15 protein-coding genes are annotated in these 11,821 nt (G+C 69.3%); 7 read left to right on the top strand and 8 right to left on the bottom strand.

All coding sequences use genetic code 11. The features are described 5' to 3' along the window. The coding region (locus HMPREF0591_RS25270) for a sunset domain-containing protein (protein ID WP_007171559.1) at nucleotides 1–180 on the top strand (180 nt) is incomplete at its 5' end. Between the two features lie 14 nt (nucleotides 181–194). Here the strand turns inward: HMPREF0591_RS25270 and lexA are convergent. Next, on the bottom strand, nucleotides 195–890 hold the full coding sequence (lexA, locus tag HMPREF0591_RS25275; protein WP_007171560.1) for a transcriptional repressor LexA: 696 nt from the start codon (nucleotides 888–890) through the stop codon (nucleotides 195–197). Between the two features lie 289 nt (nucleotides 891–1,179). Between lexA and HMPREF0591_RS25280 the strand changes: the two genes are divergently transcribed. The 3 genes from HMPREF0591_RS25280 (at nucleotide 1,180) to HMPREF0591_RS25290 (ending at nucleotide 2,717) form a co-directional block, all read left to right on the top strand. Beyond that, on the top strand, nucleotides 1,180–1,674 hold the full coding sequence (locus HMPREF0591_RS25280; protein WP_040623887.1) for a LysM peptidoglycan-binding domain-containing protein: 495 nt from the start codon (nucleotides 1,180–1,182) through the stop codon (nucleotides 1,672–1,674). A gap of 82 nt (nucleotides 1,675–1,756) precedes the next feature. Beyond that, nucleotides 1,757–2,221, top strand: coding sequence for a transcriptional regulator NrdR (gene nrdR, locus HMPREF0591_RS25285; RefSeq protein ID WP_007171562.1), 465 nt, complete (start codon nucleotides 1,757–1,759; stop codon nucleotides 2,219–2,221). Between the two features lie 10 nt (nucleotides 2,222–2,231). Then, nucleotides 2,232–2,717 (top strand): peroxynitrite isomerase, encoded by a 486-nt coding sequence (locus HMPREF0591_RS25290; protein WP_007171563.1) that lies wholly within the window; start codon nucleotides 2,232–2,234, stop codon nucleotides 2,715–2,717. Between the two features lie 15 nt (nucleotides 2,718–2,732). Here HMPREF0591_RS25290 and HMPREF0591_RS25295 read toward each other — a convergent pair whose 3' ends face one another. From HMPREF0591_RS25295 to HMPREF0591_RS25305, 3 genes are read right to left on the bottom strand one after another with little or no spacing between them, the layout of a single operon-like run. Continuing rightward, nucleotides 2,733–3,419, bottom strand: a complete 687-nt coding sequence (locus HMPREF0591_RS25295; protein WP_007171564.1) for a PhzF family phenazine biosynthesis protein — start codon at nucleotides 3,417–3,419, stop codon at nucleotides 2,733–2,735. 47 nt (nucleotides 3,420–3,466) lie between these two features. Then, nucleotides 3,467–4,498: an alpha/beta fold hydrolase gene (locus HMPREF0591_RS25300; protein WP_007171565.1), complete on the bottom strand. Its 1,032-nt coding sequence runs from the start codon at nucleotides 4,496–4,498 to the stop codon at nucleotides 3,467–3,469. A 45-nt stretch (nucleotides 4,499–4,543) separates the two neighbouring features. Further along, nucleotides 4,544–5,509 carry a proteasome assembly chaperone family protein gene (locus HMPREF0591_RS25305; protein WP_007171566.1) on the bottom strand — a complete coding sequence of 322 codons (966 nt, stop codon included), beginning with the start codon at nucleotides 5,507–5,509 and terminating at the stop codon, nucleotides 4,544–4,546. 167 nt (nucleotides 5,510–5,676) lie between these two features. On the opposite strand from HMPREF0591_RS25305, the gene HMPREF0591_RS25310 reads away from it, so the two are divergent. Then, a complete protein-coding gene (locus HMPREF0591_RS25310; protein ID WP_007171567.1) occupies nucleotides 5,677–6,519 on the top strand; it encodes a trypsin-like serine peptidase in 843 nt (280 codons plus the stop codon). On the opposite strand, the gene sthA is transcribed toward HMPREF0591_RS25310, so the two are convergent. Then, on the bottom strand, nucleotides 6,516–7,931 hold the full coding sequence (gene sthA / locus HMPREF0591_RS25315) for a Si-specific NAD(P)(+) transhydrogenase (protein WP_040624001.1): 1,416 nt from the start codon (nucleotides 7,929–7,931) through the stop codon (nucleotides 6,516–6,518). The two genes, HMPREF0591_RS25310 and sthA, sit on opposite strands and share 4 nt — an antisense overlap. Before the next feature lie 111 nt (nucleotides 7,932–8,042). On the opposite strand from sthA, the gene HMPREF0591_RS25320 reads away from it, so the two are divergent. After that, nucleotides 8,043–9,101: a DUF4192 domain-containing protein gene (locus HMPREF0591_RS25320; protein WP_040623888.1), complete on the top strand. Its 1,059-nt coding sequence runs from the start codon at nucleotides 8,043–8,045 to the stop codon at nucleotides 9,099–9,101. A 14-nt stretch (nucleotides 9,102–9,115) separates the two neighbouring features. On the opposite strand, the gene HMPREF0591_RS25325 is transcribed toward HMPREF0591_RS25320, so the two are convergent. From HMPREF0591_RS25325 to HMPREF0591_RS25335, 3 genes are all read right to left on the bottom strand, one after another. Next, a complete protein-coding gene (locus tag HMPREF0591_RS25325; protein WP_007171570.1) occupies nucleotides 9,116–9,805 on the bottom strand; it encodes an iron-dependent transcriptional repressor DtxR in 690 nt (229 codons plus the stop codon). Nucleotides 9,806–9,975: 170 nt separating this feature from the next. After that, the gene (gene sigB, locus HMPREF0591_RS25330; protein WP_007171571.1) at nucleotides 9,976–10,965 is read right to left on the bottom strand and encodes a sigma-70 family RNA polymerase sigma factor SigB; all 990 of its coding nucleotides are present in this window, start codon (nucleotides 10,963–10,965) and stop codon (nucleotides 9,976–9,978) included. Between the two features lie 136 nt (nucleotides 10,966–11,101). Then, on the bottom strand, nucleotides 11,102–11,503 hold the full coding sequence (locus HMPREF0591_RS25335) for a DUF3099 domain-containing protein (protein WP_007171572.1): 402 nt from the start codon (nucleotides 11,501–11,503) through the stop codon (nucleotides 11,102–11,104). Nucleotides 11,504–11,583: 80 nt separating this feature from the next. On the opposite strand from HMPREF0591_RS25335, the gene HMPREF0591_RS25340 reads away from it, so the two are divergent. Continuing rightward, on the top strand, nucleotides 11,584–11,821 hold a 238-nt coding region (locus HMPREF0591_RS25340; RefSeq protein WP_007171573.1), incomplete at its 3' end, for a DUF3039 domain-containing protein.

Raw genomic sequence — 11,821 nt, forward strand, 5'->3', positions numbered from 1 at the left:
ACCATTCACCTGCCGCTCGACGACCCCTACCAGGTGCCCGAGGGATACCCGATCAAGGCGAGCGCCCGCTTCGGGCTCTACTACACGCCCGGCAGCGAGCTGTATCACGACACGCTCGCCGAAATCTGGCTGTCCAGCGAAGAAGTGGCGCAGGCCAACGGATTCGTCAAAGCCGACTGAGCGGCCGGCCGCCGTTAGACCTTGCGGATCACCGTGACGACCTTGCCGAGCACCGTCGCCTCATTGCCGGGAATCGGATCGAACGCCGGGTTGTGCGGCATCAGCCACACCTGACCGCCCGCCCGCTTGAACGTCTTCACCGTGGCCTCCCCGTCGAGCATGGCGGCGACGATGTCGCCGTTGTCGGCGACGTTCTGCTGGCGCACCACCACCCAGTCGCCGTCGCAGATCGCCGCCTCGACCATGGAGTCGCCGACGACCTTGAGCAGGAACAGCGTGCCCTCGCCGACCAGCTCGCGCGGCAGCGGGAAGACGTCCTCGACGGCCTCCTCCGCGAGGATGGGTCCGCCGGCCGCGATGCGGCCGAGGACGGGAACGAACGTCGGCTCCGGCAGGGCGTCCGATCCGGCGACCTCGGTCGCCGGCGCCGCCACCTCGTCGTCGGCGCCGCGAACGTCGACCGCCCGGGGACGGTTCGGGTCGCGGCGCAGGTACCCCTTGCGCTCCAGGGTGCGCAGCTGATGAGCCACCGACGACGTCGACGTCAGGCCCACGGCGTCGCCGATCTCCCGGATGCTCGGCGGGTAGCCGCGGCTGGTGACCGACGCGCGAATGACGTTCAAGATGGTGCGCTGACGTTCGGTCAGCGCTGAATCCACGGCGTGCAACCGGCCGTCGCCGGCCGATGAGGTGTCGCTGCTGTCGCTCATGGCACTGAATGTAACCCCGCGGCGCCCAAGAATCAAACATGTGTTCGACTAGCGTGTCGTTCCGGCCGGCCGGCCGGAAATTACGCGCCGAACTCGTTAATCACAAAGGTGTAACTCTTCGGCAGATCGGGTATTTCAGCCGCATGTCAGCCCTAACGACCACGAGCTTGTCGGTGGCGTGGTCTAGCGTTCGACTCGTGCGACACGCTTCGCTCACATGTTCGGATTTCGAACACACGAGCGATACAGTCGAACAGCTGAGCGAATCAAGTTGACCGGAGGAACGCAGATGACAACCATCCACACGCCGGCGCCGCGTACCGGCAGCCCCCGGCGTCCGGTCAACGGGCCGGCCCAGGGACTTCGTTACGGCCGGGACGGGCTGGCCCGTTCCCGCCGTCCCGCCCCGTCGCGGCCTTCGGGCGCGCCGACCCGCTACTACGGCACCGGCGTCGGGGTATCCGCAGCGCCGCATCGCAAGCGTCCCGTCACCGTGGCGACCACCGTCTGGCTGGCGCTGGCCGCCGGCGCGATCACCCTGTGGCTGGGCCTGGTCGGCAACGTCGGTCAGGTGCTCAACGGCGGCTCCGGCGGTTCGGCCGCGCACGTGCCGGACCGGTTGGCCGTCGTGCGCGTCGAGGCGGGAGAGTCGTTGCAGGACGTCGCCCACCGGGTGGCGCCCGACGCGCCGGCCCGGCAGGTCGCCGACCGCATCCGCGAACTCAACGACATGCACTCGCCGGCCCTGGTGGCGGGCCAGACCCTGATCGCCCCGGTCGGCTGACGACCATTGCCCGCGCGGGCGGGCGCGCGGGTACGCTCGAAGTGCTGCGGTACCTGGTTGTCGGCACGGTGAAGGAGCGGTCATGCATTGCCCGTTCTGCCGTCATCCCGACTCCCGGGTGATCGACTCGAGGGAAACCGATGAGGGGCAGGCCATCCGGCGCCGCCGATCGTGCCCCGAGTGCGGACGGCGTTTCACCACCGTGGAGACGGCGGTGCTGGCCGTGGTCAAGCGCAGCGGGGTCACCGAACCGTTCAGCAGGGAGAAGGTCATCAGCGGCGTCCGCCGGGCCTGTCAGGGCCGCCAGGTGGACGACGACGCGCTGAACCTGCTGGCCCAGCAGGTCGAGGACACCGTGCGGGCCGCGGGATCCCCGGAGGTCCCGAGCCATGAGGTCGGCCTGGCCATCCTCGGCCCGCTGCGCGACCTGGACGAGGTGGCGTACCTGCGGTTCGCGTCGGTGTACCGCTCCTTTGAGTCCGCGGACGATTTCGAGCGCGAGATCCAGGCGCTGCGCGAACACCGCGGGGTCTCCGCTCCGGGCTAGGCTCGGGGTCATGCCCACCGACTTGCATCCCGATCTCGAGGCCCTGGCACCGCTCCTGGGAACCTGGACCGGCCAGGGCGCGGGTGAGTACCCGACGATCGAGCCGTTCGACTATTTCGAGGAAGTGGTCTTCGCCCACGTCGGTAAGCCGTTTCTGGCGTACGGGCAGAAGACCAAGGCGCTGGCCGACGGCAAGCCGTTGCACGCCGAGACCGGATACCTTCGCGTGCCGCAGCCCGGCCACGTCGAACTGGTTCTGGCCCACCCGAGTGGCATCACCGAAATCGAGGTGGGCACGTATTCGGTCACGGACGGCCGGATCGAAATCGCGCTGTCCACAACGGACGTCGGGCTGGCGCCGACCGCCAAGGAGGTCACCGCGCTCGGTCGGTCGTTCCGTATCGACGGCGACGAGCTGTCGTATTCGGTGCGGATGGGTGCGGTCGGGCAACCCTTGCAGCATCACCTGTCCGCGGTGCTGCACCGGCAGCGCTGAGCCGGGAGCGCCCGGTCAGTTCAGGTACGTCACACCGTCGTTGACGACCCGCCCGGCCACCCCCACCCAGCCCTCGGCGTTCCACGTCGTCTCGATGATCGACCCCTTGCCCTGGGTGATGTGCAGGTCGCGGCTCAGATAGTCGGTGATCCGCATCGCGGCCGAGCCGGTCGCCTCGTCTTCGGGGACGCCGAGGTTGGCGGCGAACATCCGCGCGCGCAGTGACCCGGCGTTCCGGTCGGTCCAGGCCCACAGGTAGTGCGCCGTGTCGTCGGGAAAGTCGCCCGGGTCGGCGGCCAAAAGATCGTCGGCTGAATCGAATTCCTGCAGGGCGACCTCGGGCGCCCACTCCGAACGGGCGCTGATGCTGGTGGAGTCGGCGGCGTAGCCCACCTGGACGATGCCGGCGGTCACCTGCAGCGTGTTGATCGGCGTTCCCTGCTCCCGCAGCCACCACGACGCGCCGACGGTGGGATGCCCGGCGAACGCGATCTGGACCAGCGGGGTGTAGATCGTGGCGTGCGCGGTGGTCGACCCGGGCGCCGGGAGATCGACGAAAACCGTTTCGCTGTAGCCCAATCGGGTTGCCAGCCGCTGCCGATCGCCGGGTTCGACCTGGCCGGCGTCCACCACGCCGAGCGGATTGCCGAAGTTCCCGTCCCGGTCGGTGAACACCCGCAACACGGTGACGTCGATACCCATGGGCCGACTGTACGGCCCCGTCCCGGGGCCGCGCCGGTCAAGGTGGTTCAGGTGGCGCTGCGCTCGTCGGAACCCATGGCGTTCAGCACGGCGACGCGGGTGGGTGCCGGGCCGCTGACGGCCTTCTCGCCGCCGCCGCTGCGGAGCAGCGCGCGCAGGGCGGCCTGGTCGTATTCGGCGGGCGCCGTCGTGTCGATGAAGCGTTCGACGACGTCGATGAAGCGGGCCGGGTCGTCGTGGAACGGGAAGTGCCCGGACCCTTCGAAGATCTCGAGGCGCGACCCCGGCATCGCGGCGTGCGCCATCCACGCGTGGCGCACGGGGACCACCACATCTTTGGTGCCCCAGACGATCTGCACCGGGATGGCCTCGGTCAGATAGCACCGGTCGAGCATGGTGACGATCTGTCCGCGCCAGTCCACCACCGCACGCAGGGTCCGGCTGAAGGCCGCCGAGGCCGTCGGCTCCGGCAGGTCGTCGAGGATCCGCAGGACGTTGGGCAGGTCGCGGCCCAGGCCGGTCGATCCAATCGCCAGCCCGGCTATCCGTCCCGCCAGCTGGACCGCGGGCAGCACGAGGGGGAGCCGCAGCAGGGCCAGGGCCTCGCTGCCCATCGGCAACGACGCCAGCCGAAAGGCGACGTTGACGTCCTTGGTGACGCCACCGGCCGCGACCAGGATCAGCCGCTCGACCAAATGCGGGAACTGGTAGGCGAATTGCATGGCCACGCCGCCGCCCAGCGAATGACCGACGATGGTCACCCGCTCGATGTCGAGCACCGACAGCAGGTCGCGCATCCCGTTGGCGTAGGCGGCGACCGAGTAGTCGGCGCGCGGCTTGTCGGATCGCCCGTGGCCCAACAGGTCGGGGGCGATGACCGTGAACCGCTGGGCGAGCTTGGCCTGCACGGTATTCCAGGTGGTGGAGTTGTCACCGATCCCATGGACCAGCAGGATCGCCGGGCCGTCGCCGGCGATCCGGTAGGCGCGCTGGTAGCCGTGAATGGTGCGGAACTCCAGCCGGGGGGCGGCCACCTCTCGCACCGGGCGGAGAGTGCTCTTGCGCTTCCGCTCGGTCATGTCGCCAACCTTGGTGTCGGGCCGGGCTAGAGGCCGGTGGAAAGGTCAGGCCTGGTCGTCGTCGTCGCGCTTCTTCTCCGCCTGCTGGGCGAGGAATCGCTCGAACTCTGCGCCAAGCTCGTCGCCGCTAGGCAGGTCCTCGTCGCGAGTTAGTAACGACCTGTTTTCCTGAGCGTCGATGAAGGCATCGTACTGGCGCTCGAGCGCGGTCACCACTTGGGCAACCTCCGCGCTCGCCTCGACCTGCTCGTCGATCTTGGTCCGGATCACCGCCGCAGCCTCGGTCAGCGCCGTCAGCGGCAGCTCGAGCGACGCGATCTTGGCGACCTGCTCGAGGAGGGCCTCGGCGGCGGCCGGGTAGTCGGTCTGCGTCAGGTAGTGCGGCACGTGCACGGTGTAGCCGACGACCTCGTGGCCGTGCTGGGCCATCCGGTATTCCAGCAAATTGGACGCGCTGCCGGGGACCTGGATCTCGGAGATCCAGGGCGTGAACTCGGCGATCAACTCGGGGTTGTTGGAGTGCGCGGTCATCGTGATCGGCCGCGTGTGCGGGACCGCCATCGGGACGGTGCCCAGGCCGATGGTCTGCCGCACGCCGAGGCGCTCGGCCAGCAGGCGCACCGCGGTGATGAACCGCTCCCACTTGAGGTCCGGTTCCATGCCGGCGAGCAGCAGAAACGGAGTGCCGATGGTGTCGCGCAACGCGTACAGGCTCAGCTCCGGCTCGTCGTAGTTGGTGAAGTGATCGGTCTTGAAGGTCATCAGCGGCCGCCGCGACCGGTAGTCCAGCAGCTCGTCGATCGCGAAGGACGCGACCAGCTCGGTGTCCAGAGCCGCCTTCAGGTGCGACGAGGCCAGCCGGATCGCGTGGCCGGCGTCCGAGAACCCCTCCAGCGCGTGCACCAGCACCGGGCCTCGGCCGTCCGACGTCGACAACTGCGGCGCCGGCAGCTCGAGCTCGTACATGCCCGCCTGTCCCGGCTGATAGTGCGGGTCCTGTTCGTGTGCCATCGCCGATCGCCTCCTCTCGGGGGGTATCTGCAGGGTGCCCTACCAGTGTCCCCCGAATCGGGGGGCGCCAATATCAAACAGCGGTGTGAAGTTCGCGTTTAATCCACGGGCGAACGCCGGCGGGCCGGGCCACGCGTCGGAATCCGCCCGCCCGGCGCGCGTCGGGCATGATGAAAACGATGCGCGTTCCGATCGTGATGCTGTGCCTGGTGGTCGCCGTGGCGACGTCGGTGACGTCGTGCAAGCGGCCGCCCGGCGACCACGCGTCCGCCCCGCCGGCGGCGGCCCCGCCGCGCAGCAGCGCGCCGGTGCAGCGGCTCGGCCAACCCCAGCCGAAGGCGGTGGCGGCGCCGGTCGACCCGGACAAGCGCGTCGGCGCGATCTTCATCGACGGCGGGCCGTTGCACGTGTGCACGGGCTCGGTGGTGCATTCGACGGGCGGCAACCTGATGATGACCGCGGCGCACTGCCTGGCCGGGGCCGCCAAGATCACCTTCGTGCCGGGTTTCTCCGGCGACGCGCCGCCCGCCCCGGGCGACGTGTGGACGGCAGACGCCGTCTACCTCGACCCCCGCTGGACCGCCAGCAAGGATCCCACCGCCGACTACGCGGTCGCGCGGCTGAGAAACGACGCCGGCGGGTCGATCGAGTCGCACGCCGGTTTGGCGCTGACGCTGGGCACGACGCCGCCGCCCGGCAGCCACGTCACCGTGATGGGCTACCCGGCCGGCGTGGGCGGGGCGCCGATCGGCTGTCAGGCCAGCACGTCGTTGACCGAGGCCGGGTTCCCGTCGTTCCCGTGCGAGGGGCTGGTCGACGGCACCAGCGGCGCCCCCTGGGTCAGCGGCACCACGCTGACCGGGGTGATCGGCGGGTTCGAGCGCGGTGGCTGCGCCGCGAACGTGTCCTATTCGGCCCCGTTCGACGCGCAGACCGCGAAGTTGCTCGCCCGCGCCGACGCCGGCGGCCCCGGCGATCCGGTTCCGGGTGAACTCGACGACAGCTGTTAGCGGCGGAACTGGTTGAGCGCGCGAACCTTGTTCATCACGTCGAGCGCGGCCACCTTGTAGGCCTCGGAAAAAGTGGGGTAGTTGAACACGGCGTCCACCAGGTATTCGACGGTGCCGCCGCAGCCCATGACCGCCTGGCCGATGTGCACCATCTCGGTGGCGCTGGTGCCGAAGATGTGTACGCCGAGCAGCTTGAGGTCCTCGGTGGACACCAGCAGCTTGAGCATGCCGTAGGAGTCGCCGGCGATCTGGCCGCGCGCCAGTTCCCGGTAGCGGGCCACACCGACCTCGTAGGGGATGGCGTCCTTGGTCAGCTCGACCTCGGTGGCACCCACGTAGGAGACCTCGGGGATGGAGTAGATGCCGATGGGCTGCAGCTCGGTGATGCCGTCGGTCGGCTCCCCGAAGGCGTGGTAGGCGGCCAGCCGGCCCTGCTCCATGGAGGTCGCGGCCAGGGCGGGGAAGCCGATCACGTCGCCGACGGCGTAGATGTGCGGCACCTTGGTCTGGAAGAAGTCGTCGACGAAGATCCGCCCGCGGTTGTCGGCCTCCAGCTCGGCGTTGTGCAGGTCGAGGTGGTCGGTCTGGCCCTGGCGCCCCGCGGAATACATCACCGTCTCGGCCGGGATCTGCTTGCCGCTGGCCAAGGTCGTGACGGTGCCCGCCGAGCCGACGTCGACCGCGGTCACCTCCTCACCGAACCGGAAGGTCACCGCCAGGTCGCGCAGGTGGAACTTCAGCGCCTCCACGACCTCGGGGTCGCAGAAGTCCAGCATGTCGCTGCGCTTCTCCACCACGGTGACCTTGGTGCCCAGCGCGGCGAACATCGACGCGTACTCGATGCCGATCACGCCGGCGCCCACCACCACCATCGAGGTGGGCAGCGACTTGAGGTCGAGGATCCCGTCGGAGTCGAGCACCCGCTCCTCGTCGAACTCGACGCCGGACGGCCGCGCCGGGCGGGTTCCGGTGGCGATGACGATGTATTTGCCGCTGACAGTGAGCTTTTCGCGGCGGTTGGGGTCTTCGACCTCGATGGTGTGCGGGTCGACGAACCGCCCGTGACCGAGCAGCAGGTCGATGCGGTTGCGCATCAGCTGGTTGCGCACCACGTCGACTTCCTTGCCGATCACGTGCTGGGTGCGGGCCAGCAGGTCGGCCGGGGTGATCTTCTCCTTGACGCGGTAGCTCGCGCCGTACAGCTCGCGCTGGCTCATTCCGGTGAGGTAAAGCACGGCCTCGCGCAACGTCTTTGACGGGATGGTGCCGGTCTGGACGCACACGCCACCGAGCATCTGGCCGCGTTCGACGACCGCGACCGACTTGCCGAGCTTGGCCGAGGCGATGGCGGCCTTCTGCCCGCCGGGCCCCGAGCCGATGACCACCATGTCGTACTCTTGCGCCGAACCCATGCGGTAACAGTAGATCAGCAGCACTCACAGTGCTGGGTTCATGCACAGGCCCGAGATGGCGCCCGTTCCCGCGAGCACCGGCTGACGGTGGGGGCCGTCAGCGTGGTGCCCATGACGACGCATCGACCTGACTACAAACTGAACCGACCCGGCGCGCTCATCGCCGCGCTGCCCGCCGTTCTGGGCTTCGTTCCCGAAAATTCATTGGTATTGGTGTCTTTGGACGGTGGTGACCTGGGCGCGGTGCTGCGGGTCGACCTCTCCGACGATCTCGCCGCCCGGGTCGGCCACCTGGCGGAGGTCGCCGCCGCGGCGCGCCCCGACGCGGCGATCGCGGTGATCGTCGACGCGGAGGGGGCGCACTGCGCATGCTGCAACGAGGAGTACCGGCTGGTGTGCGACGAGCTGGCGAAGTCCTTGTCCGGGCACCACATTGAGCTGTGGGCCGCACACGTGGTGGACCGGGTGGCGCCCGGCGGGCGCTGGCACTGCGTGGACGGCTGCGGGTCGAGCGGCGCGGTCGACGATCCGTCGGCGTCGCCGCTGGCGGCCGCGGCGGTGCTCGACGGCCGGCGGCTCTACGCGCGGCGCGCCGACCTGCAGGCCGTCATCGCGGTGGAGGACGAGGCGCGCAGCGGCGCCTTGACCGCTGTGATCGAACGGCAGGCGGCCAGGCGCCGGGCGGCCCACCGCGCGGACCCGGCCCGCTGCGCCCGCGGCGACGTGAAGCACGCGATGACGGCCGCAACCCGCGTCGCCGCGGGCGACACGCTGACGCGGACCCAGCTGGCGAAGCTGGGTTGCGCGCTGAGCGACGCGCGGGTGCGCGACATCCTCTACGCGCTGGCCGTCGGCGAGAACGCCGGCGAGTCGGAGACGTTGTGGGCGGTGCTGGCGCGCACGCTGCCGGCGCCCTGGCGGGTCGAGGCGCTGGTACTGCTCGCGTTCAGCGCGTACGCCCGCGGCGACGGCCCGCTCGCCGGGGTGTCGCTGGAGGCCGCGCTGCGCTGCCGGCCCGAGCACCGGATGGCGGGCATGCTGGACACCGCGCTGCAGTCGGGGCTACGGCCCGAGAACGTGCGGGAGCTGGCGCTCACCGGCTACCGGCTGGCCAAGGAACTCGGGGTGCGGTTGCCGCCGCGGCGGCCGTTCGGCCGCACCGCGTGCTAGCCCGCGGCGAGCGCTCAGACCTTTTCCACCTTGACGGCGTGCGCCATCTCGTGCGGCAGGGTGACGTTCTCGTGCCCCGGGATGACGATGGTCACGCCGGCGGGGCCGGTCTCGACGGTCACCCGGGCGTTGGGGACGACGCCGGCGTCCTTGAGGCGAGTGATCAGGTCGATGTCGCCCTGCACGTGTTCGGTCAGCTGGCGCACGACCACGGCCACCGGCGAGCCGGGCGGCAGCTCGGTCAGCCGGACGAGGTCGGCGTCGTCGGCGCCGGAATCCGGGCCGACGCCCAGGTCCAACAGCCCGGGGATCGGGTTGCCGAAGGGGGAGGTGGTCGGGTGGTTGAGCACCTTCACCAGCCGGCGCTCGACGTCCTCGCTCATCACGTGCTCCCACCGGCATGCCTCGGCGTGCACTTCCTCCCACGGCACGCCGATCACGTCGACCAGCAATCGTTCGGCGAGGCGGTGCTTGCGCATGACGGCGATGGCCAGCGCACGGCCCTTGTCGGTGAGCTCGAGGTGGCGGTCGCCGGCGACGTGCAGCAGCCCGTCGCGCTCCATGCGGGAAACGGTTTGGCTGACGGTCGGCCCGCTCTGCTCGAGGCGCTCGGCGATGCGCGCACGCAGCGGCGTCACGCCCTCTTCTTCGAGGTCGTAGATGGTCCGCAGGTACATCTCGGTGGTGTCAACCAGGTCGTTCATTCAGCACCTTCCATCGCCGCCGAGTCTACTTGGCCAGCTGCGCGAATGGGTGTAACGCTTCCCCGACAAGCAGTATGCCCGCCGCGTCCGCGGCGGGCATACCGTCTTGTACTGGCTCGGGCGGCGGTCGCAAGCGGGGCGTTAGCCGGGCGCCGCGATCCACCGGGGTCTTAGCTTGCGTACGACCGTAGCCGGTCGGCGCGCTCGCCGTGGCGGAGTTTGGACATCACGTCCCGCTCGATTTGCCGGACCCGCTCGCGCGAGAGGCCGAACAGCTTGCCGATCTGGTCCAGCGTGCGCGGCTGGCCGTCGTCCAGGCCGAAGCGCAGCCGGATCACCTGGTGCTCACGCTCGTCGAGAGTGGCGAGCACGCTGCGGATGTCGGTATGCAGCAGCTCGGCGATCACCGCGTTCTCCGCGGACATCGCCTCGGCGTCCTCGATGAAGTCGCCCAGCGGGGCTTCCTCTTCGGAGCCCACCGGCATGTCCAGGCTCACCGGGTCACGGCTGTGCTCGAGCAGGTCGTTGATCTTCTCGACCGGGATGCCGGACTCGGCGGCCAGTTCCTCGTCGGTCGCCTCCCGCCCCAGGTTCTGGTGCATCTCCCGCTTGATCCGCGCCAGCTTGTTGACCTGCTCGACCAGGTGCACCGGCAGGCGGATGGTGCGGCTCTGGTCGGCCATGCCGCGGGTGATGGCCTGACGGATCCACCACGTCGCGTAGGTGGAGAACTTGAAACCCTTTGTGTAGTCGAACTTTTCCATCGCCCGGATCAGGCCCAGGTTGCCCTCCTGGATCAGGTCCAGCAGCGGCATGCCGCGACCGGTGTAACGCTTGGCCAGCGACACCACCAGGCGCAGGTTGGCCTCCAGCAGATGACGGCGCGCGGCCTGCCCGTCGCGCACGACGGCCTCGAGGTCGCGTCGGCGGTTCTCGCCGAGGCGCTTACGCGTTTCGAGCAGGTGCTCGGCATAGAGCCCGGCCTCGATGCGCTTGGCCAGTTCAACCTCGCCCGCCGCGTTCAGCAGCGCCGTCTTACCGATGCCATTGAGATATACGCGCACGAGGTCCGCGGCGGGGCTTTGAGCATCCAGATCGCCATCAAATCTGCTCGTGCTGGCGTTCGCCATAGCGACCTCCCGTTCGGCTTGTACTGTCATTGGGTTCAACGACAGATCAGCCCTGAGAGTTCCCAAGCCCTTGCCATCTCACACGTCTTGACGTGCAGAAATGTGCCGTCGACCTGAGAATGTCCTGAGAAGTCGGGGCGATGCGCCGCCCGGCTGGCAAACCCGGCTAGGAAACGATGTCGCCGCCCGGGCCGGGAGGCCATCCGGGCTGTGGGCGGCGGCGGGGTTCCAGCGCCGGGCGCTGGGCCGTGGGGAACAGCGGGGTGCGCCGCTTGGCATCGTCGAACCGCCGGGGCTCGTCGGCGCTGCGCGGTGGCCGGTCGTTGGCGATCAGGACCGCCATCCACGGCAGCGGGATCGAGACGGCCACGATGGCGAGCGAGATCAGGCCGTTGTGCCAGGCGCCGTAGGCGAGCGCGGCCAGGATCAGCGCCGGGATCCGGAACGCCATCAACGTCAGGTATTTCCGCACCCGTGCGCGATGCTGCTCTTCGTAGGAGGGTGCTGCGGCGGTGATCAGGACCGGCCTGCCATCATCGTCGAACCCCAACTGGGTCTCGCGCTTCATCGCTCGCCGCGCCTCATTTCTCCACTCTCCCACAATCGATCGATTCCGGCAGGAGCGCGTCTCGGGGCACAATGTCAGGTATGCAAACCCAGACGATCGAACGCACCGACACCGACGAACGCGTCGACGACGGGACCGGCAGCGATACGCCGAAATACTTCCACTACGTCAAGAAGGACAAGATCGCCGAGAGCGCGGTCATGGGAAATCACGTGGTGGCGTTGTGCGGGGAGGTATTCCCGGTCACCAAGGCGGCCAAGCCGGGCTCGCCGGTCTGCCCGGATTGCAAGCAGATCTACGACCGGATGAAGAAGGACT

Origin of the sequence: Mycobacterium parascrofulaceum ATCC BAA-614, assembly GCF_000164135.1 — a bacterium.
GTDB classification, from domain to species: Bacteria; Actinomycetota; Actinomycetes; order Mycobacteriales; family Mycobacteriaceae; genus Mycobacterium; species Mycobacterium parascrofulaceum.

Excerpts from the sequence above, each read along its gene's own strand:
- lexA (WP_007171560.1), bottom strand. The coding sequence starts at position 890 with ATGAGCGACAGCAGCGACACCTCATCGGCCGGCGACGGCCGGTTGCAC.
- HMPREF0591_RS25280 (WP_040623887.1), top strand. The coding sequence starts at position 1,180 with ATGACAACCATCCACACGCCGGCGCCGCGTACCGGCAGCCCCCGGCGT.
- nrdR (WP_007171562.1), top strand. The coding sequence starts at position 1,757 with ATGCATTGCCCGTTCTGCCGTCATCCCGACTCCCGGGTGATCGACTCG.
- HMPREF0591_RS25290 (WP_007171563.1), top strand. The coding sequence starts at position 2,232 with ATGCCCACCGACTTGCATCCCGATCTCGAGGCCCTGGCACCGCTCCTG.
- HMPREF0591_RS25295 (WP_007171564.1), bottom strand. The coding sequence starts at position 3,419 with ATGGGTATCGACGTCACCGTGTTGCGGGTGTTCACCGACCGGGACGGG.
- HMPREF0591_RS25300 (WP_007171565.1), bottom strand. The coding sequence starts at position 4,498 with ATGACCGAGCGGAAGCGCAAGAGCACTCTCCGCCCGGTGCGAGAGGTG.
- HMPREF0591_RS25305 (WP_007171566.1), bottom strand. The coding sequence starts at position 5,509 with ATGGCACACGAACAGGACCCGCACTATCAGCCGGGACAGGCGGGCATG.
- HMPREF0591_RS25310 (WP_007171567.1), top strand. The coding sequence starts at position 5,677 with ATGATGAAAACGATGCGCGTTCCGATCGTGATGCTGTGCCTGGTGGTC.
- sthA (WP_040624001.1), bottom strand. The coding sequence starts at position 7,931 with ATGGGTTCGGCGCAAGAGTACGACATGGTGGTCATCGGCTCGGGGCCC.
- HMPREF0591_RS25320 (WP_040623888.1), top strand. The coding sequence starts at position 8,043 with ATGACGACGCATCGACCTGACTACAAACTGAACCGACCCGGCGCGCTC.
- HMPREF0591_RS25325 (WP_007171570.1), bottom strand. The coding sequence starts at position 9,805 with ATGAACGACCTGGTTGACACCACCGAGATGTACCTGCGGACCATCTAC.
- sigB (WP_007171571.1), bottom strand. The coding sequence starts at position 10,965 with ATGACAGTACAAGCCGAACGGGAGGTCGCTATGGCGAACGCCAGCACG.
- HMPREF0591_RS25335 (WP_007171572.1), bottom strand. The coding sequence starts at position 11,503 with ATGAAGCGCGAGACCCAGTTGGGGTTCGACGATGATGGCAGGCCGGTC.